We start from the raw sequence: 24,547 nt of genomic DNA, 5'->3' as shown, positions 1-24,547 counted from the left end.
TGTGGCTTTTTTGCATTCACGAATTCTTAGCGGGCACGATAAGTAATACGACCTTTTGTTAAGTCATAAGGAGTCATTTCAACTTTTACGCTGTCGCCTGTCAAAATACGGATATAGTGTTTACGCATTTTGCCAGAAATGTGAGCAATAACTTCGTGACCGTTTTCTAAACGTACACGGAACATAGTATTAGGAAGCGTTTCGGTGACAACGCCTTCGAACTCGATGAGTTCCTCTTTATTGGCCATGGCCTACCTGATGATCAAATTGGAAAGGCGCAAATTATAGACAATTTATTTAAAATTTACAAGATGAAGTCGTGATAAGGCAGCCAGATATTAGCCGAAAGAAATTGTCTGACAATTTATAAATTTTTTTTACAAAAGAAGCAGAATAATGTTGTCAGTTTGGTCAATCAACGTTAATCTAAATTTATTGTTCATTGTCACAATAACGTATTTACAGGGAAGGGCACTGCGTGGGTCAGCTAACAGATGCATCAGTTGTATTACGCTTTGGTTATCAGGCAATTCGTAAAGCAGGATTACCGACGGAAGAAATTTTAACTAAGGCTGGAGTGGCTCTCAATCAAGTTGATACCAATGCGCGAACGCCATTAAGTGCACAAAATGCATTTTGGATCGCTGCACAAGAAGTAAGTAATGATCCAGATATTGGATTACATCTTGGTGAGCACTTACCTCTTTATCGCGGACAAGTGATTGAGCATTTGTTTATTAGTAGTGAAACTTTTGGTGAAGGTTTAAAACGTGCTTTGGCTTACCAACGTTTAATCAGTGATGCTTTTGATGCGAAATTGATTATTGAAGATGGTCGTTGTTATCTCAGCAATGGTGAGCAATACTGGCCTGATAACTTGGTGAATCGCCATTTTTCTGAATGTGCGATGTCGGGCATTCTGCGATTTTTTAAGTTTATTACCGAAGGTCAATTTCAGCCAATTTATATTGACTTCAATTTTAATGAAGGTGCTGATGACGATGAATATTTTAGAGTGTTTGGATGTCCTGTGAGCTTGGGTCAAAAAGAGACACGACTTTATTTTGATGCAACTGTACTAGATTATCCATTATGGCAAGCTGAACCTGAGTTATTACAGTTGCATGAACAATTAGCGATTGAAAAATTACAAGAGTTAGCTCGCTATGATTTAGTGGGTGAGGTACGTCGTGCCATTGGTTCAACTTTGGAAAGTGGTGAGACAACTTTAGAGACTGTTGCTGCGCAATTGAACATCACACCTCGCCGTTTAAGAACTCAATTGAGTGAGGCAAATACCAGTTTTCAGCAAATTCTCTCGGATTATCGCTGCCGTTTAGCCAAAAAGTTATTGGCAAATACCAGTGAAAGTGTAGAGCGTATTGTGTATTTAACGGGATTCTCTGAACCAAGTACTTTTTATCGTGCGTTTAAGCGCTGGACTAATGAAACCCCTGTTGAATATCGTAAAAGAAAACAACGTTAACGGTTTCCAAAAAACCTTATCGATCAGATAAGGTTTTTTTTATTCAGGAAGATTCAACCAATGTGGTCCCAATGGTGGTTGGGGGAGATCAAACTGTTCAGGGTATTCGGCTTGAATGAAGTACAGTCCATCAGCAGGTGCCGTAATACCAGCGGCTTTGCGGTCTTGTGCAGCGAACATGTGATCAATATGGTCGATCTCATACATCCCTTGTCCAATCTCAAGTAAGCAGCCCATGATATTTCGCACCATATGATGCAAAAAACCATCCGCTTGAATGTCTAGAACCAGATAGCGACCATGTTCAAACAAACGGCAATGTTTGACGTGACGTACAGGTTGATTGGATTGGCATGCTGCAGCGCGGAAGGTCTCAAAATTATGTGTGCCTTCAAACTTTGATGCTGCTGCAATCATTTTCTGTACATCAAGGGTTTGATAGAGATGAGTGACTTGCTTATACAATAACGCGGGACGAGTTGGGGCGTTATAAACAATATAGCGGTAGCGTCTTGCGCAAGCTTTAAAACGGGCATGGAAGCTTTCATCCATACGCTTGATCCACTGAAGTGAGATATCCTTCGGAAGTTGGCTGTTTGTCCCCATGAGCCAGCCACGATCTGGGCGGATTGCAGTTGTATCAAAATGTGCAACCATATTGGTTGCATGTACTCCTGCATCCGTACGCCCAGCACCATGCAAAATAATAGGATGATCGGCAATCGTGCTTAAGACTTTTTCAATGGTTTCTTGAACACTTGCAACGCCTGCTTGTTGTGTTTGCCAACCACGGTATTGAGTACCGCAAAATTCAATACCAATTGCATAACGTTGCATGTTTTAACCTCAGAATTAGTGTTGCTGCCAATGTTCGAACCATTGTTCGTGGGTTGGGTATTTTAAATACATTTGCAGGGCTTTTGCATATAAATCGGCATGACTATGGCAATCATTGACCAAAACTTTGGCAGAATGAATCCAAGAACTGACTGCATAACGTTGATCTAGTTGTCCGAAAGTGACTTGTGTACTAATAACGGTGAGGCACTGGCGCTGATAGAGTGCTTCAAATAACGATATTATTTCATCATTAACAGCAATATTGCCTGTCCCAAATCCTTGTAAGATTAAGAAGTGGGGTGGGTTTGCAAGAATATTCTTCAGTTGTAGGGTAAGTTGCTCTTGCGCTATAGGTTGTAGCATTAAGTTAAGCACGCTGAGTTGCATGGCTTGCTCAAGATGCTCATCTTGGATGATAAAATAATCAGCAACGGTATGACATTCTTGGGTTGCTGCAATACCAGCAAAGGCATCTAATTCAGTTGTGTGAACTTTTAATGCAGTCTGAGCATGGAATATTTGGTGATGAAAGGCAAGATATACACCTGCAGGGCGTTGGAGTACTTGTTCGCATGCAAGGGTTAAATTGCTCAATGCATCTGTAAATTCTCGAGTATCATTCCCTTCAATATTAAGGAGTGGATATTGGCTGCCGGTTATTACAACATGACAGGAATGACCTAGAAAACGGGCTAGTGTTGCTGCAGCATAGCTTAGGGTATCTGTACCATGAATAATGACAAAATGTTGAAAACCGTTAAGCTGTAGTTGTTGAACTTGTTGTGCAAGTTTGAGCCAGTCTATTGCAGTACAAGCGCTACTGTCTTTGATGCTTGGTGCAGCAAAACATTCTACCGATAAATGTGTTGGGATCACCTTTTTTAGTGTTGGCAAAAAGCTGTGTTCGGGCATTGGCATCAAAGGATCACCAACGCAGCCAAAGGTTCCACCCATATAAATTAAAGCGATTGTTTTCATAATAGAAATTTTTTCATCATAAAAAAAGCAGTCCTGAAGACTGCTTATTTTAGACCGATCTGCTTTATGACGCTATTTGATTCAGTAATTTTTGTGAACGTTGTTGTTGTTCAGCATTAAATTGAGACTGACTGTTTTGTAGCAATGCTTGGGCAGACTCGTAAGCACCAAGTTCAATGTATTGCTCAGCTAGATCTAAGTTAAGTTGAGCCTCATCGAGCTGTTGTAAATCTGGGAAAGACTGTATCAATGGATCAGTAAGAGTAACTGTTTCAGATACAGGTTCGGAGGGAGTGTTTGCTTCTAAATCTGCAATTTTTTCTGTTTTTTCAAAATTAAGTTCAGCTTTCTCTAGTGCAATTGAGCTGTCTTGGAGAGTTGTTTGTTCAGTTGATAGAGCTTCATTTTGAAGTGTTTCTGTGTGATTTTCACTAACTTCATTTTCTGGCTGATTGGGTGCTAGCTCTAAATTTCCGAAGTTAAAATCTAAGGAGGATTTTTCTTTAGCTTGTTGAGTTTCTTCAACCGCAGGTGTGGCATCTAAATTTGATGTAAATGTTAGGGGTTGCTTATCTCCAACTTCTGGTGAAGTTTTTGCTGGCTCAGGTGTTTCTTTTTGTTCAAATGAAAAATTAAAATCCAAAGGTTCGACAGTTGATTTTGAATCAGCAGCTTTTTCTGGCTCTGCTGGAGCAATATACTCAGATTGCAAATCATCAAAAGTTGGTGTCGCAGAAGCTTGTGTTAGTAAATCAAATTCAGATTGTTGTTCTTGTCTCGTGTGAGTTGCTGTAGACATAGCACGTTGATGGTCAAACTCAATGCTTTCAAATGAAGCTGCATTACTTAAGTTTTCTTTCTTTTTTAGTTCCGCTGCTTGAGCAATATCAACGAGTTTTAAAGCATGTAAATGTTTAATGAGTTGATCGATTGCAAACTCATCTTTTTGTGCCAAATGGATATCGAGTAAAAATAGATATAACTCATGCTGAGCATTATCTTGTTTTAAAGCTTGATTGATCTGTGCTTCCGCAGTTAGGTAATTACCATGTTGAATCTCATTGTTAAGTTTTTGGCGTAAACTTTCAGATATTGGTGTTGTAACTGCTGGGCTAGACTCTAATTCTTCCTGAACCAGTGTTGTACGTGAAGGAGCTTTTTTTACAGTCTTGCTTGCAGTTTTTTTCGCTGCGGACTGTTTTTGTTGCCCTTCACGTTTTTTAAGAATGATTGCAACGATCAGTACAATGACGAGCAATACAATTATTATAGTTGACATGATCTATACCCCTTAAAGACAGAACCGCTTTATACAAATCTATGAAGTCTTTGGTAACTCTAATGTGTTGAATTCCTTGCTTCCTGTTGCGCTTTCAACTGATCTTGTAATGCGGCGAGACGCGCATTGAGCAGTTGAATTCGCTGTTCCTTTTGACGTAAAGCGAGTTCTAATTGCGTTACGTTTTTTTGTAATGTAACGGTTTTTTCTCGTGCTGTCATAACTTTTAATGACAAGTCTGCATTGCTTTTCTGTTGTAATGTGTCTTTTTTGGCACTTCCCGTACTCGAATCCTGATTACTTTCAGCCACTAATGTCATTTCTGCTTGTTGTAAGCGATATTTGACTTTTTCAGCTGGTAGAGACGATTGTACAGTTAAGGCATTTGTTGCAGGTGCTGTTCGTGTAGGAATCGAATTAAGATTGAAATTCAAGTGTGAGCCTTGTCTTAGTCGATTGGCATTTCCACCGATAAACGCATGTTCATTTTGTTGTTTAATCTGTTTCATTACCTGATGTAGTGGCTGTTGAGTGTGCGTTGAAATACGTTGCGCAATACTCCATAGCGATTCATTTCGTTGCACAACATGTTGTTGAAATGCAGTTGATTGTTGCGTTTGTATTTTAGGCTTGGCTGTTGGTATTGTATCTTTGACTTGTGACTCTTGAATCTTTTCGGAGGTCTGTGTTGTTCTTGCTTCCGCTTGGGTGTTATCTAATTTATTTTCATTTGCTGTGGTATTAATCTGTGTAAGTGCGTCATCTACAGCAGTTTTAGTTGTTAACGTAGTGGTAGAGGCTATTGAATCTTTCGCTGTAGAATTGATTTGCTCTGGAACCTGAGCTTGCTCAACAGTTGCAGTTGCAGGGTGACGTGACTCTGAAATATTTAATACTGGCGGTAGAACAAAAGGTGCATTTAAGAGTTTTTCTTGTTTTAAGTTAGGTTGAGCTGTGGCGTTAAATTGAGTGCTTTCTGGTAAATTTAAAGCAATATCTTTCTCACTGACAATAAATTTAGGCGTAAGTGTTTTTTCATTGCTAGTTTTAGCGTGACTAGCAGTTTGGTTTTTTTGACGGACTGGTTGTCGAATATGTTTTAAATGTGAGGCATTGCCTTCTTGTATTTTTAGAATGATGTTCAATTCTGGATCAATCATTGGTCGTGATGAGGTGATCACGATGACCCCCTCTCCACGGTCATTACGGCGTGTAAAAAAATTAAGATGGGCAGGTGGCTGATGTGCTGTACCTAACATACGCAAATCTTCTGGGGTCGCTAACGAAACATCTAATCTCGAATTCGAATCTGCTTGATGGAAGCTCATTTCAGCATAAAGTAATTCACCTGGCGCAGATTGAATTTGCAGGGGATCAAAGGTAATCGCATAAAGAGGCTGCGAAGATAAAATGGCTAAAATGGCAATTTTTAATTTGTTATTAACAGTCATCTCGATCCATGAATAATAGTGTTGTTGTCAGGTCTAGGGCCCGTTGATATTTCAGCCATGGTGAAATGCCAACACAAGCTGAGTATACATTACCGTGATGTAAATGGATTGTAAATTCCTTATCTGCGACAATAAAAAAAGCCGATCAAATGTGATCGGCTTTTGTTTTTTATCAATTTTTGCTTACGCGTTCTTGAATTCTACAAGAATGCGTAACATACGGCGTAAAGGCTCAGCAGCACCCCAGAGTAGTTGATCACCTACAGTAAATGCACCTAAGTATTCTTTACCCATATTGAGCTTACGTAAGCGGCCAACTGGTACTGTCAATGTACCTGTAACTGCAACAGGGGTAAGGTCAGTCATCGATGCTTCACGAGTGTTCGGAACAACTTTGGCCCATTGACTTGAATTGCGGATCATGTCTTCGATTTCATCAAGCGCAACATCTTTTTTCAATTTCAAAGTGATAGCTTGAGAGTGACAACGCATCGCACCGATACGAACACAGTGACCATCAATTGGAACAATCTGTTGATTGCCTAAGATTTTATTGGTTTCAACTTGACCTTTCCATTCCTCTTTTGACTGGCCACTCTCGAGTTGTTTATCGATATATGGAATCAAAGAACCAGCGAGTGGTACGCCAAAGTTAGCTTTAGGGAAGCCTTCACCGCGTTGTAAATCTGCAATTTGACGATCAATATCAAGAATTGCAGACTTAGGGTCATCTAGTAATTCTTTGGTATTGTTGTACAAATAACCCATACCTGTGATCAGTTCACGCATGTTTTGTGCACCCGCACCAGACGCTGCTTGATAAGTCATTGAAGTTGCCCATTCCACTAAATTGTTTTGGAATAGTGAACCTAAGCCCATCAACATCAATGAAACGGTACAGTTACCGCCAACGAAGGTTTTAGTCCCATTGACCAAACCATCTTTGATCACATTTAAGTTTACCGGATCAAGCACAATGATTGCGTCATCTGCCATACGTAATGTAGATGCAGCATCAATCCAATAACCATTCCAACCTTCAGCTTTAAGTTTTGGGAACACTTCGGAAGTGTAGTCACCACCTTGACAGGTCAAAATAACATCCATTTGCTTCAGACTATTAATGTCTGTCGCATCCATAAGTGCTGGGGCAGTCTTACCACCAAATGAAGGTGCTTCGCCACCTGCATTACTGGTAGAGAAATAAAATGGCTCAATGTGAGCAAAATCATTCTCTTCAACCATACGTTGCATTAGGACGGAACCCACCATCCCACGCCAACCGACCAGACCTACTTTCATGTCATTTTGCCTCGGTATCTAAAAAACTTTAAGGGGCTTGAGTGTATCAAAAGTGAACACAACTGCAAGCGTTACATGAATAAAACAGTTGATTTATTGTGTGGAATTATTTGTTTGTGTTAGATGGAAAACTGATAAAGCCTCAACTTTATTAAAATTTATTACCTCCCAAGAGAAAATGAACATGATATGGATTCAGGTTGGTGCGGTACTGGTTATATGGCTTACATTTTGGTCACTCATCCCAAGAGATGAGTGGTGGTTTCGGGGAACGGATTTCCCTCGATTGCAAATCTTAGTCGTGGGGCTTTTTATTTTCTGTGCGATGTTGTTTGTGGTCGCAGATTGGACGATCTGGAGTGAGATGCTATTTGTTGCATTAGCTGCTGCAATTGCTTATCAATTAAAAATGGTTTTGCCATATACGCCATTGTGGAAAAAGCAAGTGCTTAAGGTGAAGACAGCCCAACTAAAGCCTGAACAGCAAATTTCATTATTGGTAGCCAACGTTCTAACACCCAATGATCAATATCATTTACTGTTAAAACAGATTGAAAAATTAAAACCTGATGTTGTATTGACACTTGAGTCGGATGCTGTATGGCAGCAAGCATTGAGTTCAATTGAAAAAGATTATCCCTATCGGGTTCCTGTACCTTTGGACAATTTGTATGGCATGCATTTATATAGTCGTTTGCCGCTTAGCTATACCGAAGTAAAGTTTATTTTAAGTGATGAAATTCCATCGATTCATACGGCTTTAACATTGCCTTCAGGTTTGCCTGTACAGCTATATTGTTTACATCCAAAACCGCCGAGTCCAACTGAAGCCAAAGATTCAACACTTCGAGATGCTGAATTACTTATTGTTGGTGATCAGATTAAAGATTTAGATCAATCTTGTATTGTGATGGGGGACTTGAATGATGTTGCATGGTCTAGAACAACACGATTGTTTCAAAGGATTAGTGGTTTACTTGACCCCCGCGTAGGTCGTTATTTTATGAATACTTTTCATGCTGATTATCCTTTACTCCGCTGGTCTCTCGATCATATTTTCCATAGTACTGATTTTGGTTTAGTCAAAATGAAAAGACTTCCTCATATTGGTTCAGATCATTTTCCAGTTTATGTGGTTCTACAAACGGATCGTATCTTTGAGCAACAGCATCAAGAATTAGAACAAACTGTGGAAGATGAACAAGATGCTAAACAAGCTATTCAGGATGGTATAGAAAAGGCTGAAAAAGAAGAGAAAATTGTTGTAGATGAGTTGGCTCAAACGCACAAACGCGAGATGGAGCGTGGAAATAGATAAGGCATGTTGTAAGCATTATCGTACAGTGATTTAGGTCTACAGCGAATAGTCCTACAAGATTAAAAGGTTTATTCTAAATACATCAGCACAAGGACGCAGGAATGGATTTCCGTTTAAGGATAGCGACGCTGAGATGGAAAAAGCATTATGGATATGATGCATGCGATGGACGCAAGAGAATAAAAAAAGATGTGAAAGCACAACCTCATTTGCCCGAGTTTTGCAGGATGCGAAACTCGGGTTTTAATTTTTTAGATGAATATCCTATGTGTTAATTAAAAAAGTATTTTTTCTGAAGACGTTTTTGGCTGAGTAGGCTGCTGTTGCTGGTTTTCTTCATTCATAAGTATTTGTAATTTTCTCTTCCGAATCGGGAAAGTAATTTCTAATGGTGTGCATTTGTCCCATTGGGCTTTAGGCGATGGCAGTTCCTTACCATATGAAACGAGATAACTCACCTCCCATTGCTGGGCTGCATTAATAAAATCAAGATTGAATGTATATATTTTCGTTTCGTAAGGCTGAAAAACCTGCACACTATGTTGATCTATACCACAGGTAGGAAAGGGTGATCTTGTGAAAGTGACATTATTTTTTTGAATTTTAAATGGTTTGCATTGATCTGCGCGCTCAAAAATGTAATTCGAAGTCGTATTTTTAACTTCAAATTGTAATCCAATGGAAGGAACATCTAGGATTACACCAACAGGTGCAGCTTGTTTACTGTCATTAAAAATAAAATGCACGTTACGTTGTATGCCTTCGCATTCATTGCTTTCCATTTTAGGGATTACAACTGTATAAATTTCATCTTTTTCATCATGAGATGGAATACTGTCACCACCGGTTGGATTTGGTGGTTTTTGATGCCCAGAACCGCTACCACCAAGACTTACATTTGATGCTGAAAAATTTTCGCCGCATGCAACCAAAAGCATTGCAAGAGAGCAAAAAAGTAAAGATAACATGGGTGTTTTCATTTTTATTTTTCCTTATAGGTATAAGGTACCTGTAGATTTATTTCTTTATCGTATTGATAAACCCCAAAACGGAACTGGAATTTTGCATTTTCTTGGTTTTGATCTTTTTCACAATGTTCGATTGCAGTGTGTAAAAGCTGCTTGGCCATTTCTTCCCAAAGCTCAAGGCTTTTTTGTTTAAGTGCTTCGACGGATTCAGCAGTTAACTGCTCAACGTGTAAGGCTTGTTCTAGATGGGTAAATGGCTTATCACTAATGAAATTATCAATTCCCGCAGCTAAATGATCACTTAGATTGGCAGAAAATAAAGCCTTGCTTTCTTGCATTTGGTTATCAGGAGTAAAGCTATTCTGTTGCAGAAGCACCTCTTGTCCATTTTGTTGAACGACGCCTAATCGTTGCAGTTCGAGCAAAATAGATTTTGGGTGTTTTTCAGTTGAGATATGTTTGACTAATGCTTCGAAGCTATTTTCACTGCCTGAAATTGGAATTTGATGTGGAAGATCAAGTGCGATCCAACGCGCAATAACACGGGCTGGAACACTAATCGCAAAATTAGGTACCTCGGTGAGTTGATTGGCTTGCTGTTTGAATGAGTTGACGTCTTTACGGTGTAAACCTGACAAGAGGCTGACCGCTGAGTCGGTTTTATTTTGTTTAATGCGTTCTAATTCTTTGATCGCTTGTTCGTAGAAAATAGGTTTGAGGGCTGCTGCAAAATCAGTATAACCAACACCTGAATGAATTAACCAACGTGCAATATGCTGCATCATTGGAAAAATACTTTCCAATGTTGTTTCTGCATTTTTGGTCATGGTGCTGCTGTTTAGCTTCACTTGATCCATATCATTGCAATCTCGCGGTGCTCTTTGCTTGGTCATTTTATCCTCAATAGGGTTTCGCCCTGAATAAAGTATATTCGTTTTATGTGTGAAATCTTAACAGAATAAGTGGAAAAATTAAAAAATCTTACAAATTGGCCTGTAATTCAATGGGCTCAAGTATGGAATCAACTTGAGGTTGATTCATTTTTGATCTATTATTATAAATGTTAAATTTTAACATTTATGGATAGGGTGACGAAAATGAATAAAATGAAAGGATTGCTAGTTATTGTGTTAGTAATGAGTCCAGTAGTAAGTTTTGCAGGATTTGCAGATACGCTTAGAGATCTTCGTAATACTTTGGGTCAAGTCAGTGAAACAACGAAGCAGGTTGCTGGTATTTCTCAAGATGTAAGGGGGGCTGCTGGGCAAAATCAACAAGCTGGAATGCAAACAAACTTAGCGGCAGGGCAGACATTGCGTCCAAAAGTGAATAATATCTCACTGTATCAATCACCAAACAAATCAAGTGCCGTTATACAAAAATTGTCAAAATCAACAGACTTGGTCTTTTCTGGCAATATGCAACAAGGACTCTATGAAGTTGCAACAGATCATGGTACAGGTTGGGTTGAAAGTCATTTGGTGCAATAAAATCTAAGTAACTATCGCAGATCATCGTGATTTGAATGAGATGTTTACTTTCAATTAGGGCGCTGACGGAAATGTTTCAGCGCCCCCATTATCAATATTGAAGTGCGTGAATGATACGCTGATCGAAATATCTAAACTTTCTACACAATGCCACCAACCCAGTGGAATAAACAGTGTTTCACCTTTTTCCAATATGCATTCTATCTTGCTGCATTGTTGAAATTGAGGAAATGATTCAACAGTATTTGGATCATTCGGGTCAACAATTTGGCTGAAAACAGCAATATCGTTATATAAATTTGGAACTTGGAGTGCTGGGATGAGAGTAACTTTTTTCTTTCCATAAATTTGAGCTAAAAAGTTATTGGTCAAATCATGGTGGAGTGGTGTAAACGCACCTTTAGGCCCGAACCAAATAAAGCTCCGTTTGGCCATTTGTGTATGGTCTGTATAACTATGAAAGTTTCCGATGTCTTCAAAAAGTTTTGTCAAACTGGATTGACTGGCTTTGGCATTGTTTGCAGTCATATAGAAATTATTAGAATGATGGGTTTGGGTGACTAATTTGACATAATCATCCATTTTCATTTTGGTCTTATGCTGGATCGAGTTTCGTTCAAATAAAGGATCTTGTTCTCGATTAAATTGGATCTCAATTTCTTGGTCTCCAACCATATCTTTAAAGTATTGAGGCGACCATTTCTCTAAAGCATCCCAATGTTCAATCGCATTCGTTAATACAACGGGAAGGTTTCGACTATAAAAATCTTGGACAAATTGTTCAAAATTTGGCGTAGGAATACGTTGAATCTCTCGATAGTTAGGATTTAAACGAGCAAAACGATCTAACGTTTTGAGTAACCAATCTCTTTTTCGGTTAAGAAAATGTTGTTGCTGTGCAATTTGGAAATACGGATGCTGTTTGAGTTGTGTGAGTTCGATTGCGATATCAATTTCATTGGCGCCTTGAGTTATCAACGTGTGGTAGATCTCTATTCTTGGTATTTGATCGAGTACAGCTTCAGCCAGCCATTTTTTTTGTGCATCATTTAAGGTCGTCGTAGATAGATTTTGTTTTTGCTGCACAATCTGTTCTAGCCAAGTGTAGTATTGTGGATGAATGTCCTGCTTTATCGTAGCTTCCTGTACCGAGGTGATGAGCCCTTCTTTAATGAGAATATGCATTAAATCAGTAGGAGCACAACCGCGTTCTAAATTCTCAACGATCCATATCTTCCATTCTTCTGATAAATTGTTGAATTGTCTAAATAAGTTTTCACTTTGGTTCATTTTTTTTGACCTTTTAATACAATATTTTTAACTTTTTGTTATTTATTTAAGCATAAATTTATTTGCATATGAAACCAATAGTGTTAAATTTTCACATATAAAATGTAGAAAAATTACACAGAGGGTAAATAGTAATGAAAAATACATGGACTCAATTGGCACTCAGCGTAGCGTGTATAGCATTGGTTGGATGTGGTGGAAGTTCATCTTCAGGCGGGCATAATTCTCCGACACCGACACCGACACCGACACCGACACCGACACCGACACCGACACCGACACCGACACCGACACCGACACCGACACCGACACCGACACCGACACCGACACCGACACCGACACCGACACCGACACCGACACCGACACCGACACCGACACCGACACCGACACCGACACCGACACCGACACCGACACCGACACCGACACCGACACCGACACCGACACCGACACCGACACCGACACCGACACCGACACCGACACCGACACCGACACCAACGCCGACCCCAACAGGATGTCAGCTAACTTATGAAAACTGGATAAAACTCAAACAGGGCAATAACCTACAGCAAGCAGAAACAACGCTAAATTGTCCAGGTGAAAAAATTAGTGAAACTCAAGTTGAACCAGGTGTGATTGAAACTGGATATAAATGGGGAGATATTACGAAAGGACCTTATGTTTCAATTAATTTCACTAATAATCAATTGAAAGGGAAGGCCTTTCAACCCATTAAACAACCAATACCAACTTGTTTCCCGACAGGTTCGGCATTGACAGCTTTAAAAGTTGGACAGACCAAAGCACAGGTTGAAACACAGATTGGCTGTGCTGGTGCGCATTTCCAGAGTCAAGCTGTGAGTGATACGGTTGTGACCTCAAGTTATACTTGGGGGGAAATTAAGACACAATTACTGATGTTGATTTTTGATAACAATATTTTAAAAGGATATAGCTTAGATTCACCTTTAGCAGCAGAGTCAAGTTGTACACCAACACAAGCTCAATGGTCCAATGTAAACATTGGGGATAATTATCAGACCATAAAAACTAAACTAGGCTGTGAAGGGCGTTTATCAAAAATGCTCAATGTAAGCGACGTAATGCAAATTACTTATGACTGGGGAGCTGTTGTTAATAAAGATTATTCTTTTGTTCAGTTTGAAAATGAAAAAGCAACGATGAAGGCATTTAAGCCGAAAGATGGAGCAGTGTCGAGTTGTAATGTCACCGCTGATAAATGGAAAACGATTGCCTTGAACAGTAGTTACCAACAAGTGAAAGCTGCGATTGGTTGTGATGGGGTTCCCTCTGGTCAAATCATTGTCACAGCTGACGGTGTGATTTCACCTGTAAAATACTCATGGGGGAGTGCGTTAACACAATTGAGTATCTTTGATTTTGACAATGTAGATAAACTGAAGTTGAAAGACTTTAATGACCTAATAGCAAAGTCGAGTTGTACACCTACACAGCAACAATTTGATCAAGTTCAAATTGGGCAGTCATTGAGTCAAGCATCTTCTTATTTCTCTTGTAGTGGTGCTTTATTTAATATGCGGGATATCGTTGGAGGAAGTTTGACAAAAGTTTATACATGGGGGCAAGCCGGATTAACCAATCACGTGCAGTTGCATTTGGATCATAATGATAAAGTAACAGCTCGTCATTTTAGCCCGAAACCATAGTGACTGAATTAAAAAAACAGACTTCAATTGTAAGTCTGTTTTTTTATGACGCTGAATATTAGTAAATCTTTTCATATCCTTCAGGGCGCGTTTTAAAACGACGGTGAAACCACATCCATTGTGTCGGTGCAATACGCAGTTGAGCTTCAATGATTTTATTCACACGAATCGCATCATCGACTTCATCTTCACTCGGCATATTTTCGACCATAGGTTCGATAAGGACTTTGTATTGAGGATTACGGATATCACCATAACGGTAGAAATACAGTGGAATCGCAATCGATTTAGAGATTTTTAATAAACGACGATGTGCTGTCACTGTGGCGGCTAGTACACCAAAGAAGGGTGCCATGACACCTTGTTTTAAACCAAAATCCTGATCTGGACTATACCAAATAGCACCACCATCTTTTAATCGTCTTACTAAGCCCCGCATATCATCATGATCAATTTGTTGTTGATAAATGGTTGCACGACAGCGATAGATCAACATATCGAGCATTGGATTGTTCTGTGGTCGATAGACCACATCAGGTTCGAAATATTGGGCACAAATATAACCGCCAGCATCAAGCAATGTACTGTGTGTGCCAAGTAGTAGGATCCCTTTACCTTGAGCCTTTGCGTTGGTGATATGTTCTAATCCTTCTACTGTATGGCGACCTTTGAACCAATTTGGACAGTACCATGCATTTAAGGTTTCAAACATGCCGATCATCATATCAATAAAGACTTGTTTGGCTTGAGCTTCAACTTCACTAGGAGACCATTCAGGAAAACAAAGTTCTAAATTTTTCAAGGTGGTTTTACGACGTGATCTCAATAGATGCCAACATAATGTGGCCAAGCCATGTGCCAAGCGCCATTGAACTGCCCAAGGCAAAATTGCTAATAGCATAAGAAAGGTTATGGCGATCCAAATTTTCCAATATCTTGGACGTAAAAATTCCCATCGAAACTCGCCAGGAATATAAGACTGTTGTTGGCTCATAGACTTAGATGCGTAAATGAATTGAATTTTTGTGAAGTGTAGCACGAAGTTGCTTTTGAAATAATTGTTCTAAGGGGTTTGTTATATTGCAAATAAAAAGCATAAACTGGTTTTTGAATTTTTGATCTATTTATATGCTAATGAAAGGAAATTATCTTAATTTGCCTATATTGTAGAAAGTTGAAAAACAAAAACTAAGGAAAAGAACAGATGAATATCCTAGAGCTGTTGCAAGGGAAGAAAATGGATTCTCAGGAGATGATAGATTTCTTTGATCATTTAGATGAGGTTGATTGCGAGTTTATGTATGGTCAATGGAAAGGTTTAGAAGTCTTTACTGAGCATCCAATGAATGGTGTACTGGATCAAGCGAACTGGTATGGAAAATTATTTGTAGACAATGAAACCGTCTTTCCTCTTGTTTTGTTTAATCTGAAAAGAACTGCATTATTTTCGATTGATCCGAAATGGTTGCCATTAAGCTTAGATTTTAATTTTCTAAAACGAAATAGCCAATACCTGGCTGGTGCTTTGCGACTGTTAAAAACTGATAAAAGTAGAGCAAGACTAAGAATAACAGAGTTTAGAGGTAAATCATCTGCAACCATGATTTATGATGAAAAACCGATTCATGATGTATTTAGACGTATTGACCAAGATACAGTGCTTGGTTGGATGGATTTAAAAGAACAATCTCAGCCATATTTTTTTATTCTTATACGAGATGATCAGTCTGCGTTGAGTCTTGAATAATGAAATCATCAACAGAGATTTACCTGCGGAGGGTTGGGTTTCAGATCAAGTTAAACGTACATTTTAAAAGCTACAAGAAAAAAACCATGCTTTTTTTCTATGAGAAAACATTATCTTGATTAGGAGGTCATGTTGAAAAATATAAGCATAATCAAAGGAGATATTACTCAGATAGCTGTCGATGCCATTGTGAATGCTGCTAATACGTCATTGCTTGGTGGCGGCGGTGTGGATGGTGCAATTCATCGAACAGGCGGTGCTGAAATTTTAGCTGAATGTCAAAAAATACGAGCAAAACAAGGCGGCTGTGCTATAGGTGAGGCGGTTGTTACGACTGCTGGAAAGCTCCCTGCTCAATATGTTATTCATACTGTTGGGCCCACGTGGATTGGTGGTCAAAACAATGAAGAAGAATTGTTGGCAAATGCTTACCGAAATAGTTTTAGACTCGCTGAAAATTTGAAACTCCAATCAATAGCATTCCCAAATATTTCTACTGGAATCTATCGTTTCCCAAAGATATTAGCAGCACAGATTGCTTTACAAAGTATTAGGGCAGAGTTAGATAAAAGTGAGAGTGTGCAAGAGGTAAGTTTTATTTGTTTTGATGATGAGAATTTTAATATTTATCAGGAGTTAAAAGATAATTTTACAATTTAATGGTCATTTTGATGTTTATAGAGCATCTATCATCAAACTGATAGATGCTCTATAAGATTTAATTACCTTTGCTGAGATTTTCCAATTCATCCCAACGTTCTAACTTTTCTAACAGCAACTCTTCAATTTCTGCCAAACGTTGACTGGCTAAGGTCGCAGCATTGGCATCGCTCACAAACCAAGAACCATCCGCTAGTTTGTCTGAAAGCTCTGTTTGTTCCGCTTCTAATTTTTCAATCTCAGCAGGAAGTTGCTCAAGCTCACGTTGATCTTTATAGCTTAACTTTACTTTTTTCGGCGCTGAGGCTAATGCAGTAGCTTCGGCTTTGGCCTGCGCTTTTTTTACATCGCTCTTTTGATCAACGACTTTTTGGTCTGGACGTTGTTCCAAGTAGTCTTGATAACCACCAATGTACTCATCAATATTGCCTTTGCCATCAAACACCCAGGTTGAAGTCACGACATTGTCCATAAATGCACGGTCATGTGAGATCAACAGGAGAGTACCTTTATACTCAGATAACATTTCTTCCAGCAACTCAAGTGTCACCATATCCAAGTCATTGGTTGGCTCATCCATCACAATTAAGTTCGATGGTTTGAGAAGAAGTTTTGCCAATAGAATTCGGTTACGCTCACCACCAGAAAGAGCTTTCACCGGTGTGCGTGCGCGTTCAGGTGAGAATAAAAAGTCCTGTAAATAACTATAGATATGACGACGATTACCATTCACATCGACAAAGTCTGAACCTTCTGACACGTTGGCCATGACGGTTTTCTCAAGATCCAGTGCATTGCGTAATTGATCAAAATAAGCAACTTCGAGTTGGGTCCCTGTTTTAACCGAACCGCCGTGTTGGATTTGACCTAAAATCGCTTTGATAAGTGTAGTTTTGCCGACGCCATTATCGCCGACTAAACCAATACGATCTCCACGTAACACGATTGCAGAGAAATCTTTAATCAGTGGTTTACTGTCATAGCTGACGCTTAAATTCTCAATCTCAAACACCAACTTACCTGAACGATTGGCCTCTTGGGTCGCCATGCTGACTTTGCCTTGTTGTGAGCGGCGTGCTTTGGACTCTTCACGTAATGCTTTTAAGGCACGAACCCGTCCTTCATTACGGGTACGACGTGCTTTAATACCTTGACGAATCCATGCTTCTTCTTCAGCAAGCTTTTTGTCAAATAAAGCATTTTGCTTTTCTTCGGCTTCCATTTGTTGTGCTTTGAGATCAAGGTAGCGTGAATAGTTACCTTCATAGCTGCGCAAAATGCCACGATCAAGTTCAACAATTCGTGTAGCGATGCTGTCTACAAATGAGCGGTCATGTGAGATAAATAAAAGCGTTAGATTATTTTGGTCCAGTAAGAATTTTTCTAGCCATTCAATACTTTCGACATCCAAGTGGTTGGTTGGTTCGTCGAGTAATAATACGTCTGGTTGGGTGAGCAGCGCGCGCGCGAGGAGCACACGACGTTTACGACCACCTGAAAGGTCAGCCAAATCTGCATTTGGGTCGAGTCCCATTTTGCCCAAAATAGTATTTACTTTGTTTTCTAAAGCCCAGCCATCTAGCTGATCTAGTTTGTGTTGTAGCATGCCCATACGATCACAGGCATCCATATCACCGAGTACACAGGCATCGCTTGCCTCATGGTATTCTTTTAATACACTGGCGGCTTCACCAGCACCATCGGCAACAATATCTGCCACTTTACCCGAATCCATAGGTACATCTTGGGCTAACATTGAAACAGTTAAACCATTTTGAATCGAAACTTCGCCACCATCAGGCAATAAGCTTCCCTCAATGAGTTTAAGTAAAGTAGACTTACCTTCACCATTACGACCGATTAGACACACTCGCTCACCTCGTTCAAGGTTAAAGTTCGCGCCGTCGAGTAGGGCTGGTCCGCCAAATGCGAGATGGACATCCCTTAAAGTAATATAGGCCATAATGTTTCCTAAAAGCTCAGATGAGGTCTGAAATGACTAAACAACAAAATTTCGATGATCACGCGTCATTGTCCGCACCCATTGAAGATTTGCAAGTGCGAATTGCATTTTTAGACGATTTAGTTGAACAACTCAATCAACAGCTCGCAATTCAGACACAAGAAATCGCAGTTTTAAAGAAACAGATGCAAATTTTGTATCAACGTGTTGAGGCTTCTGACTTGTCTGAAGGCATTGCACCTTTTGATCCGATGAGTAACAAACCACCGCATTATTAATTCATGGTAAGTGATCGACCTACCATGAAACGAATTTATATTTAGAAGCCATGTAAAACGATTTTACCTTTGGTTGAACCACTTTCAATTTGTTGATGTGCTGTTATTAAGTTTTCAGCATTTATTGGTGATAAAACTTGGCTAACCGTGGTTTTAATTCGCCCATCATCGACTAATTGAGAGACTTGATTTAAAAGTTCGCTTTGTTTGATCACATCTTCAGTTTGATACATTGAACGTGTAAACATAAACTCCCAATGAACTGAAACCGATTTTGATTTAAAGAGTTTAATATCAAGCTGTTCTGGGTCATCAATTAGACCAAAATGCCCTTGTGGCGCAATCAATTCAGCGATGTCGGCAAGATGTTGATCAGTTTGAGTGGTCGAGAATACATACTTTGGAGCAGTGAGATTTAACTGCTTGATTTGTTCTGCCAAAGATTGATGATGATCTAATACGTAATCCGCACCAAGTTGCTCAATCCATGATCGGGTTTCGGTGCGAGAAGCTGTGCCAATAACCGTCAAGTTAGTTAATTGTTTTAAAAGTTGAATCGTAATAGACCCAACACCACCTGCAGCACCAATAACTAAAATAGTTGTATTCTTTGATGCTGTGTGGGGAACTTGTAGTCGATCAAATAGCATTTCCCAAGCAGTAATTGCAGTTAGAGGTAAAGCTGCTGCTTCAATCATATTTAATGATTTGGGTTTATGTCCTACGATTCTTTCATCAACCAATTGCAATTCACTATTACTACCTTGTCGATTGAGTGCGCCTGCATACCACACTTCATCTCCAATCTTAAAATGAGACACTTTTTCTCCAACAGCCTCCACAATACCTACTGCATCCCAGCCTAAAATTTTCCATTGTCCTGATTCAGGACTGACATTTTTACGAATTTTGGTATCGACTGGATTAACCGAAATGGCTTGAACGCGAACAAGGAGGTCATGTCCTCTGGCGACAGGCGATTCTATTTCAATACTCACTAATGAGTCTGTAGATGCAATTGCACCTGCATGTTGATATGCCACAGCTTTCATGGTTGTGCTTCCTCTAGGTTGGATGGATTCTACTTGATAGGCTGTTCAGCATAACGTAAGCTTTAATTTTGTGACTACAGACAAATAACGCTCATAGTGTCAAAAAGGATACTGTAAAATGGCAAAAGTTCGACATTCGAGTTTTGATTGTTCCCCAGGTTGCTCAGTTGAAGCGGCAATCAGCTTAATTGATGGGAAGTGGAAGACCGTGATTTTATGGCATTTACTCAATGAGGGGACTTTACGTTTTAATGAAATCCGTAAACGTGTCCCGAGTATCACACAAAGGATGTTGACCAATCAGCTTCGAGAATTAGAACAAGATGGCATCATTCATCGTGAAGTGTATCCTCAAGTCCCCCCGAAAGTTGAATATAGTTTGACTGATTTAGGATACAGCCTTGAACAAATTCTGATTGCGCTAAAAAGCTGGGGAGATGCGCACCTTGATCAATTCGGTAAGTTATCTTTAACATCTTAAACGCTGTGTTAAAGGAAGGAGCTGTAGACGCAGCTTTTTAAATAAGCTGGGATTTGGTATTTAAAGTATAAAACTGGATTCCATATTATTTTTATGTTGTAACTTGCGTTTTTGATTCAACTTATGTAACGCTAATAAAAGGAAGTTTTGGGCACCTTAAATGAGTAATGTTGGAATTTGGATAACGGCCGCGATTGTACTATTTGTACTTGGCTCTATTTTCGGTTTACGTGTGAGTCCGCGAGAAAAAGCGCTTGGATCAATGCGTGATCAAGCTCGAAAAATGGGATTGCATCCTCGTATTATTGTTGCTCCAGAGTGGACCAAAGTTCCAATGGCAACCGAAAAACGTGCCAGTATGGTGGCCTATTATAGTGTATTGATTCCAGATGCACGTTTAGCACTTATGCGAGCAAGAGTTGTTGATGGAAAGCTTCAAGTCGTGCAAGGTGATCAGAAATTTAATGATTTAACCATTGCATTAAAAGGAGTTTATGCTATTGATATGCAGGCAAACTGTGTTGGGTTGTATTGGAATGAAGAAATTGATTTAAAAGCCACACAGCTTGATGAAATGAAAGCTTATTTATACCAATTAGCTCAACGCTAATTATCTGATTAATGACAGGAAAAACGATTTATTATGGCGAATACTCCACGCTCTGCTTCAGAAAGCACAGCAGCTTCCGCATCTGCTGCAAAGAAACGTGCCTTAGTGATTGTGGAGTCGCCTGCAAAAGCGAAAACAATTAATAAATATTTAGGCTCACAATATGTGGTGAAGTCTTCCGTAGGTCATGTGCGTGATTTACCGACAGGAGGTGGGGCAAAATCCACCGAAAAGAAGCCTGCAACGCGTGTTAAGTTAACAGAAGAACAAAAAGCTGAAAAAGCACAGTCCGCCTTAATTAACCGTATGGGCGTTGATCCAGAACATGATTGGGTTGCACATTATGAAGTGCTTCCAGGTAAAGAACATGTCGTAGCCGAGCTGAAAAAACTTGCCAAAGATGCTGATGCAATCTATCTCGCAACGGATTTGGATAGAGAAGGAGAGGCGATTGCTTGGCATTTAAGAGAAGTGATTGGTGGTGATGATAGCCGTTATCATCGTGTGGTCTTTAACGAGATTACTAAAAATGCCATTCAGGAAGCTTTTAAACAGCCAACACGTCTTGATTTAAATCGTGTCAATGCACAACAAGCACGTCGATTCCTTGACCGCGTCGTTGGCTTTATGGTTTCACCATTGCTATGGGAAAAGATCGCTCGTGGTTTATCGGCAGGTCGAGTGCAATCTGTTGCGGTAAAACTGGTGGTGGAACGCGAGCGTGAAATTCGTGCTTTTATCCCAGAAGAATATTGGCAAGTCTTTGCTGATACGCTATCTAAAAAAGATGACATTCGTTTAGAAGCAGTTAAACAAGCGGGTAAAACACTTAAACTCAAGAATAAGGCAGAAACAGACGCGCTATTAAGCATATTAAAAGATGCCGAATATAAAGTTGCGCTACGTGAAGATAAACCGACCAAGGTCAATCCAAGTGCGCCGTATATCACGTCAACCCTACAACAAGCAGCAAGTACACGTTTGGGATTCTCTGTAAAGAAAACTATGATGCTGGCGCAGCGTTTGTATGAGGGTGGTTTTATTACCTATATGCGTACAGATTCAACCTTTTTGAGCGATGATGCTGTGAATATGGTGCGTAATCATATTCAACAAAATTTCGGGGATAAATATTTACCTGCAAAGCCAAATCGTTATGGCAACAAAGCGGGGGCTCAAGAAGCTCACGAAGCCATTCGTCCATCTGATGTTGCATTGACAGGGGATAAGCTTGCAGGTGTTGAACGTGATGCACAGCGTTTATATGACTTGATTTGGCGTCAGTTTGTGGCTTGCCAAATGACACCAGCTGAGTATTTGTCTTCAACTCTAACGGTTCAAGCGGCTGATGTTGAGCTTAAAGCCAAAGGTCGTACCTTAGTTTTTGATGGATTTACCAAAGTTCGTGGTGCAAACAAGTCGGATGATGACGTGTTATTGCCAGCAGTAAAAGTCGGTGAAGTACTCAAGTTAGAAAAACTTGATCCGAGTCAGCATTTTACTAAGCCGCCTGCACGTTTTACCGAAGCATCGTTGGTTAAAGAATTAGAGAAAAAAGGCATTGGTCGTCCGTCAACCTATGCAGCGATTATTTCAACCATTCAAGATCGCGGTTATGTGAAGCTGGAAAATCGTCGTCTCTTTGCTGAGAAGATGGGGGAAATCGTCACGGATCGCCTCGATGAAAGCTTTAATAACCTGATGAACTATGCCTTTACTGCAGATTTGGAAGGGCAGCTAGACCGTGTTGCTGTGGGTGAGCGAAATTGGAAGGAGCTACTTGATACATTCTATGGTGACTTTAAAAAGCGCTTGACCAATGCACAAGGTGAAAACGGTATGCGCCGTAATCAGCCAGTTGAAGTCGCAGATGTCGCTTGTCCCGAATGTTCTCGTCCAATGCAAGTTCGTACAGGTACAACAGGAGTTTTCTTAGGATGTTCAGGTTATAACCTGCCACCGAAAGAGCGTTGTAAGGGAACATTGAATTTAACTCCAGTAGAGTCTTTAGCTGCGCTATCGGATGATGACGCAGCAGAAACTGCGGACTTAATGTCTAAGCATCGTTGTCCGAAATGTGGAACAGCGATGGACAGTTATGTGATTGATGGTGGACGTAAGCTTCATGTCTGCGGTAATAATCCAGACTGTGATGGTTATGAGCTTGAGGAAGGGCAATTTAAGATCAAGGGCTATGATGGTCCGACCATTCCTTGTGATAAGTGTGATGGTGAAATGCAGCTTAAGACAGGGCGTTTTGGTCCTTATTTCGCATGTACCAGCTGTGACAACACTCGTAAGGTCTTGAAGAGTGGCCAACCGGCACCACCGCGTGTTGATCCGATTAAAATGGAGCATTTACGCTCAACCAAGCATGATGACTTCTTTGTACTTCGTGATGGTGCAGCAGGTCTATTCTTAGCAGCAAGTAAATTCCCAAAAATCCGTGAAACGCGTGCGCCAAAAGTTGCAGAATTACGGAGTGTTGCAGATCAACTGGATGCTAAATATCAGTTCCTATTACAAGCACCAGATGTAGACCCTGAAGGGAATCCAACTGTTGTGAAGTTTAGCCGTAAGAACCAAGTACAATATGTTGGTTCTGAAACTTTGGAAGGGAAGCAGACCAAATGGAGTCTGGTGTTCCAAGACGGGAAATGGGTTGAAGCTTAAAAGCTGAGATCATCAAAATGCTAGCAATCGCTAGCATTTTTTATAACCAAAAATAAAAAATAGATAAGATTTAATTGAAGGGGGAATACATGTGGAAAAATATTCGAATTGCTTGTTTGCTCATGGTGTTATTGATTGTAGCAGTCAACGCATATCGTGATCAAAATCAAGATTGGAATCAGCCAATCATGCTGCTACATCCGATTAATGCGGACGGGATGGTAACGACACAACAGTATATTGAGCAATTACAATTGCGTGACTTTGCTGAGATTAAAGATTATTTGGAAAAAAATAGTCAGTTTTATCGTGGGCAAAGTAGTTACTTTATGCTTCAGATTGGTCGTCAATTGAGTCAAAAGCCGCCTCAGATGCCAACACAACCAAGCCTTCTCAATAATATCTTGTGGAGTTTAAAATTTCGTTTTTATGCATGGAAACAACATCAATCTGTTGATGGTTCACCGGCTTTAACCCTGTATTTAAATTTTCATGACCCGAAACAGCATAATGAGTTGAAACATTCAACTGCATTGGAACGAGGGCGGATTGGATCTGTAAACTTGTTTGCTTCAGACCAACAAGCCGCACAAAATAATGTGGTCATTGTACATGAGTTACTTCATGGATTCGGTGCAACTGATAAATACAATTTAGCGACTGGAGAGCCACTTTTCCCAATTGGATATGCACAACCAGAGCAGCAGCCGTTGTATCCACAGACACAAGCTGAAATTATGGGTGGGCGAATTCCTTTATCAGAGCATAAAAGTAAAATGCCGAATGGTCTGGAGCAAACCATAATGAGTGCACTTACTGCACAGGAAATTGGTTGGACCAAGTAAATTGTGGATAAGTTGAGACTTATCCATACTTACTACGTTTCACTTACCTAAAGAAAAATGATGCAATAAAAGCCGGTTTTTTCTGACATTCCGTCATTAATTATCAACATGCCTTATACAGAGTTTGATGGAAAATTTGCTCAATATAGAG

At 39.9% G+C, this 24,547-nt stretch carries 23 protein-coding genes; 11 read left to right on the top strand and 12 right to left on the bottom strand.

The window, feature by feature from the left end; all coding sequences use genetic code 11:
* Positions 1 to 26: 26 nt before the first annotated feature.
* A complete protein-coding gene (gene infA, locus F2A31_RS13480) occupies positions 27 to 248 on the bottom strand; it encodes a translation initiation factor IF-1 (RefSeq protein ID WP_001284370.1) in 222 nt (73 codons plus the stop codon).
* Between the two features lie 230 nt (positions 249 to 478).
* On the opposite strand from infA, the gene F2A31_RS13475 reads away from it, so the two are divergent.
* On the top strand, positions 479 to 1,486 hold the full coding sequence (locus F2A31_RS13475) for an AraC family transcriptional regulator (RefSeq protein WP_150026898.1): 1,008 nt from the start codon (positions 479 to 481) through the stop codon (positions 1,484 to 1,486).
* Positions 1,487 to 1,525: 39 nt separating this feature from the next.
* Here the strand turns inward: F2A31_RS13475 and truA are convergent, their stop codons facing one another.
* The 5 genes from truA to asd form a co-directional block, all read right to left on the bottom strand.
* Positions 1,526 to 2,323: a tRNA pseudouridine(38-40) synthase TruA gene (truA, locus tag F2A31_RS13470; RefSeq protein WP_150026896.1), complete on the bottom strand. Its 798-nt coding sequence runs from the start codon at positions 2,321 to 2,323 to the stop codon at positions 1,526 to 1,528.
* Between the two features lie 15 nt (positions 2,324 to 2,338).
* Positions 2,339 to 3,304: an asparaginase domain-containing protein gene (locus tag F2A31_RS13465; protein WP_150026894.1), complete on the bottom strand. Its 966-nt coding sequence runs from the start codon at positions 3,302 to 3,304 to the stop codon at positions 2,339 to 2,341.
* Between the two features lie 64 nt (positions 3,305 to 3,368).
* Positions 3,369 to 4,583, bottom strand: a complete 1,215-nt coding sequence (locus F2A31_RS13460) for a FimV/HubP family polar landmark protein (RefSeq protein WP_150026892.1) — start codon at positions 4,581 to 4,583, stop codon at positions 3,369 to 3,371.
* Positions 4,584 to 4,642: 59 nt separating this feature from the next.
* Positions 4,643 to 6,034 carry a FimV/HubP family polar landmark protein gene (locus F2A31_RS13455; protein ID WP_150026890.1) on the bottom strand — a complete coding sequence of 464 codons (1,392 nt, stop codon included), beginning with the start codon at positions 6,032 to 6,034 and terminating at the stop codon, positions 4,643 to 4,645.
* Between the two features lie 183 nt (positions 6,035 to 6,217).
* Entirely contained in the window at positions 6,218 to 7,336 is a 1,119-nt protein-coding gene (asd, locus tag F2A31_RS13450; RefSeq protein ID WP_150026888.1) for an aspartate-semialdehyde dehydrogenase, read from the bottom strand.
* A gap of 184 nt (positions 7,337 to 7,520) precedes the next feature.
* On the opposite strand from asd, the gene F2A31_RS13445 reads away from it, so the two are divergent.
* Positions 7,521 to 8,654: an endonuclease/exonuclease/phosphatase family protein gene (locus F2A31_RS13445; RefSeq protein ID WP_150026886.1), complete on the top strand. Its 1,134-nt coding sequence runs from the start codon at positions 7,521 to 7,523 to the stop codon at positions 8,652 to 8,654.
* Between the two features lie 275 nt (positions 8,655 to 8,929).
* Here the strand turns inward: F2A31_RS13445 and F2A31_RS13440 are convergent, their stop codons facing one another.
* Both F2A31_RS13440 and F2A31_RS13435 read right to left on the bottom strand, forming a co-directional pair.
* Positions 8,930 to 9,634 (bottom strand): hypothetical protein, encoded by a 705-nt coding sequence (locus F2A31_RS13440; RefSeq protein WP_150026884.1) that lies wholly within the window; start codon positions 9,632 to 9,634, stop codon positions 8,930 to 8,932.
* Between the two features lie 2 nt (positions 9,635 to 9,636).
* On the bottom strand, positions 9,637 to 10,479 hold the full coding sequence (locus F2A31_RS13435; RefSeq protein WP_150027823.1) for a DUF6502 family protein: 843 nt from the start codon (positions 10,477 to 10,479) through the stop codon (positions 9,637 to 9,639).
* 240 nt (positions 10,480 to 10,719) lie between these two features.
* Here F2A31_RS13435 and F2A31_RS13430 point away from each other — a divergent pair, with 240 nt between their 5' ends.
* Complete coding sequence (locus F2A31_RS13430; protein ID WP_150026882.1) at positions 10,720 to 11,112, top strand: hypothetical protein; 393 nt, start codon at positions 10,720 to 10,722, stop codon at positions 11,110 to 11,112.
* 54 nt (positions 11,113 to 11,166) lie between these two features.
* Here F2A31_RS13430 and F2A31_RS13425 read toward each other — a convergent pair whose 3' ends face one another.
* Complete coding sequence (locus tag F2A31_RS13425; RefSeq protein ID WP_150026880.1) at positions 11,167 to 12,402, bottom strand: cupin-like domain-containing protein; 1,236 nt, start codon at positions 12,400 to 12,402, stop codon at positions 11,167 to 11,169.
* Between the two features lie 134 nt (positions 12,403 to 12,536).
* On the opposite strand from F2A31_RS13425, the gene F2A31_RS15925 reads away from it, so the two are divergent.
* Positions 12,537 to 14,087 carry a hypothetical protein gene (locus F2A31_RS15925; RefSeq protein WP_228715634.1) on the top strand — a complete coding sequence of 517 codons (1,551 nt, stop codon included), beginning with the start codon at positions 12,537 to 12,539 and terminating at the stop codon, positions 14,085 to 14,087.
* 58 nt (positions 14,088 to 14,145) lie between these two features.
* On the opposite strand, the gene F2A31_RS13415 is transcribed toward F2A31_RS15925, so the two are convergent.
* The gene (locus tag F2A31_RS13415; RefSeq protein WP_150026878.1) at positions 14,146 to 15,081 is read right to left on the bottom strand and encodes an LpxL/LpxP family acyltransferase; all 936 of its coding nucleotides are present in this window, start codon (positions 15,079 to 15,081) and stop codon (positions 14,146 to 14,148) included.
* Positions 15,082 to 15,291: 210 nt separating this feature from the next.
* On the opposite strand from F2A31_RS13415, the gene F2A31_RS13410 reads away from it, so the two are divergent.
* Complete coding sequence (locus F2A31_RS13410; RefSeq protein ID WP_150026876.1) at positions 15,292 to 15,834, top strand: DUF4334 domain-containing protein; 543 nt, start codon at positions 15,292 to 15,294, stop codon at positions 15,832 to 15,834.
* Positions 15,835 to 15,966: 132 nt separating this feature from the next.
* The gene (locus F2A31_RS13405) at positions 15,967 to 16,494 is read left to right on the top strand and encodes an O-acetyl-ADP-ribose deacetylase (RefSeq protein ID WP_150027821.1); all 528 of its coding nucleotides are present in this window, start codon (positions 15,967 to 15,969) and stop codon (positions 16,492 to 16,494) included.
* A gap of 58 nt (positions 16,495 to 16,552) precedes the next feature.
* Here F2A31_RS13405 and F2A31_RS13400 read toward each other — a convergent pair whose 3' ends face one another.
* Positions 16,553 to 18,457, bottom strand: coding sequence for an ATP-binding cassette domain-containing protein (locus F2A31_RS13400; protein ID WP_150026874.1), 1,905 nt, complete (start codon positions 18,455 to 18,457; stop codon positions 16,553 to 16,555).
* A 32-nt stretch (positions 18,458 to 18,489) separates the two neighbouring features.
* Here F2A31_RS13400 and F2A31_RS13395 point away from each other — a divergent pair, with 32 nt between their 5' ends.
* Positions 18,490 to 18,735: a SlyX family protein gene (locus F2A31_RS13395; protein WP_005083653.1), complete on the top strand. Its 246-nt coding sequence runs from the start codon at positions 18,490 to 18,492 to the stop codon at positions 18,733 to 18,735.
* Positions 18,736 to 18,776: 41 nt separating this feature from the next.
* Here F2A31_RS13395 and F2A31_RS13390 read toward each other — a convergent pair whose 3' ends face one another.
* The gene (locus F2A31_RS13390; protein WP_150026872.1) at positions 18,777 to 19,787 is read right to left on the bottom strand and encodes a zinc-binding alcohol dehydrogenase family protein; all 1,011 of its coding nucleotides are present in this window, start codon (positions 19,785 to 19,787) and stop codon (positions 18,777 to 18,779) included.
* 118 nt (positions 19,788 to 19,905) lie between these two features.
* Here F2A31_RS13390 and F2A31_RS13385 point away from each other — a divergent pair, with 118 nt between their 5' ends.
* From F2A31_RS13385 to F2A31_RS13370, 4 genes are all read left to right on the top strand, one after another.
* On the top strand, positions 19,906 to 20,268 hold the full coding sequence (locus F2A31_RS13385; RefSeq protein ID WP_004637806.1) for a winged helix-turn-helix transcriptional regulator: 363 nt from the start codon (positions 19,906 to 19,908) through the stop codon (positions 20,266 to 20,268).
* Between the two features lie 160 nt (positions 20,269 to 20,428).
* Entirely contained in the window at positions 20,429 to 20,878 is a 450-nt protein-coding gene (locus F2A31_RS13380; protein WP_004637807.1) for a hypothetical protein, read from the top strand.
* 33 nt (positions 20,879 to 20,911) lie between these two features.
* On the top strand, positions 20,912 to 23,551 hold the full coding sequence (topA, locus tag F2A31_RS13375) for a type I DNA topoisomerase (protein WP_150026870.1): 2,640 nt from the start codon (positions 20,912 to 20,914) through the stop codon (positions 23,549 to 23,551).
* Positions 23,552 to 23,640: 89 nt separating this feature from the next.
* The gene (locus F2A31_RS13370) at positions 23,641 to 24,396 is read left to right on the top strand and encodes a hypothetical protein (protein ID WP_150026868.1); all 756 of its coding nucleotides are present in this window, start codon (positions 23,641 to 23,643) and stop codon (positions 24,394 to 24,396) included.
* Positions 24,397 to 24,547: the final 151 nt, after the last annotated feature.

Source organism: Acinetobacter suaedae (genome assembly GCF_008630915.1).
Taxonomy (GTDB): domain Bacteria; phylum Pseudomonadota; class Gammaproteobacteria; order Pseudomonadales; family Moraxellaceae; genus Acinetobacter; species Acinetobacter suaedae.
This window is presented reverse-complemented; position numbering and strand designations above follow the sequence as displayed.

Coding starts and splice junctions, on each gene's coding strand:
- infA (WP_001284370.1), bottom strand. CDS start 248: ATGGCCAATAAAGAGGAACTCATCGAGTTCGAAGGCGTTGTCACCGAA.
- truA (WP_150026896.1), bottom strand. CDS start 2,323: ATGCAACGTTATGCAATTGGTATTGAATTTTGCGGTACTCAATACCGT.
- F2A31_RS13465 (WP_150026894.1), bottom strand. CDS start 3,304: ATGAAAACAATCGCTTTAATTTATATGGGTGGAACCTTTGGCTGCGTT.
- F2A31_RS13460 (WP_150026892.1), bottom strand. CDS start 4,583: ATGTCAACTATAATAATTGTATTGCTCGTCATTGTACTGATCGTTGCA.
- F2A31_RS13455 (WP_150026890.1), bottom strand. CDS start 6,034: ATGACTGTTAATAACAAATTAAAAATTGCCATTTTAGCCATTTTATCT.
- asd (WP_150026888.1), bottom strand. CDS start 7,336: ATGAAAGTAGGTCTGGTCGGTTGGCGTGGGATGGTGGGTTCCGTCCTA.
- F2A31_RS13445 (WP_150026886.1), top strand. CDS start 7,521: ATGATATGGATTCAGGTTGGTGCGGTACTGGTTATATGGCTTACATTT.
- F2A31_RS13440 (WP_150026884.1), bottom strand. CDS start 9,634: ATGAAAACACCCATGTTATCTTTACTTTTTTGCTCTCTTGCAATGCTT.
- F2A31_RS13435 (WP_150027823.1), bottom strand. CDS start 10,479: ATGGATCAAGTGAAGCTAAACAGCAGCACCATGACCAAAAATGCAGAA.
- F2A31_RS13430 (WP_150026882.1), top strand. CDS start 10,720: ATGAATAAAATGAAAGGATTGCTAGTTATTGTGTTAGTAATGAGTCCA.
- F2A31_RS13425 (WP_150026880.1), bottom strand. CDS start 12,402: ATGAACCAAAGTGAAAACTTATTTAGACAATTCAACAATTTATCAGAA.
- F2A31_RS15925 (WP_228715634.1), top strand. CDS start 12,537: ATGAAAAATACATGGACTCAATTGGCACTCAGCGTAGCGTGTATAGCA.
- F2A31_RS13415 (WP_150026878.1), bottom strand. CDS start 15,081: ATGAGCCAACAACAGTCTTATATTCCTGGCGAGTTTCGATGGGAATTT.
- F2A31_RS13410 (WP_150026876.1), top strand. CDS start 15,292: ATGAATATCCTAGAGCTGTTGCAAGGGAAGAAAATGGATTCTCAGGAG.
- F2A31_RS13400 (WP_150026874.1), bottom strand. CDS start 18,457: ATGGCCTATATTACTTTAAGGGATGTCCATCTCGCATTTGGCGGACCA.
- F2A31_RS13395 (WP_005083653.1), top strand. CDS start 18,490: ATGACTAAACAACAAAATTTCGATGATCACGCGTCATTGTCCGCACCC.
- F2A31_RS13390 (WP_150026872.1), bottom strand. CDS start 19,787: ATGAAAGCTGTGGCATATCAACATGCAGGTGCAATTGCATCTACAGAC.
- F2A31_RS13385 (WP_004637806.1), top strand. CDS start 19,906: ATGGCAAAAGTTCGACATTCGAGTTTTGATTGTTCCCCAGGTTGCTCA.
- F2A31_RS13380 (WP_004637807.1), top strand. CDS start 20,429: ATGAGTAATGTTGGAATTTGGATAACGGCCGCGATTGTACTATTTGTA.
- topA (WP_150026870.1), top strand. CDS start 20,912: ATGGCGAATACTCCACGCTCTGCTTCAGAAAGCACAGCAGCTTCCGCA.
- F2A31_RS13370 (WP_150026868.1), top strand. CDS start 23,641: ATGTGGAAAAATATTCGAATTGCTTGTTTGCTCATGGTGTTATTGATT.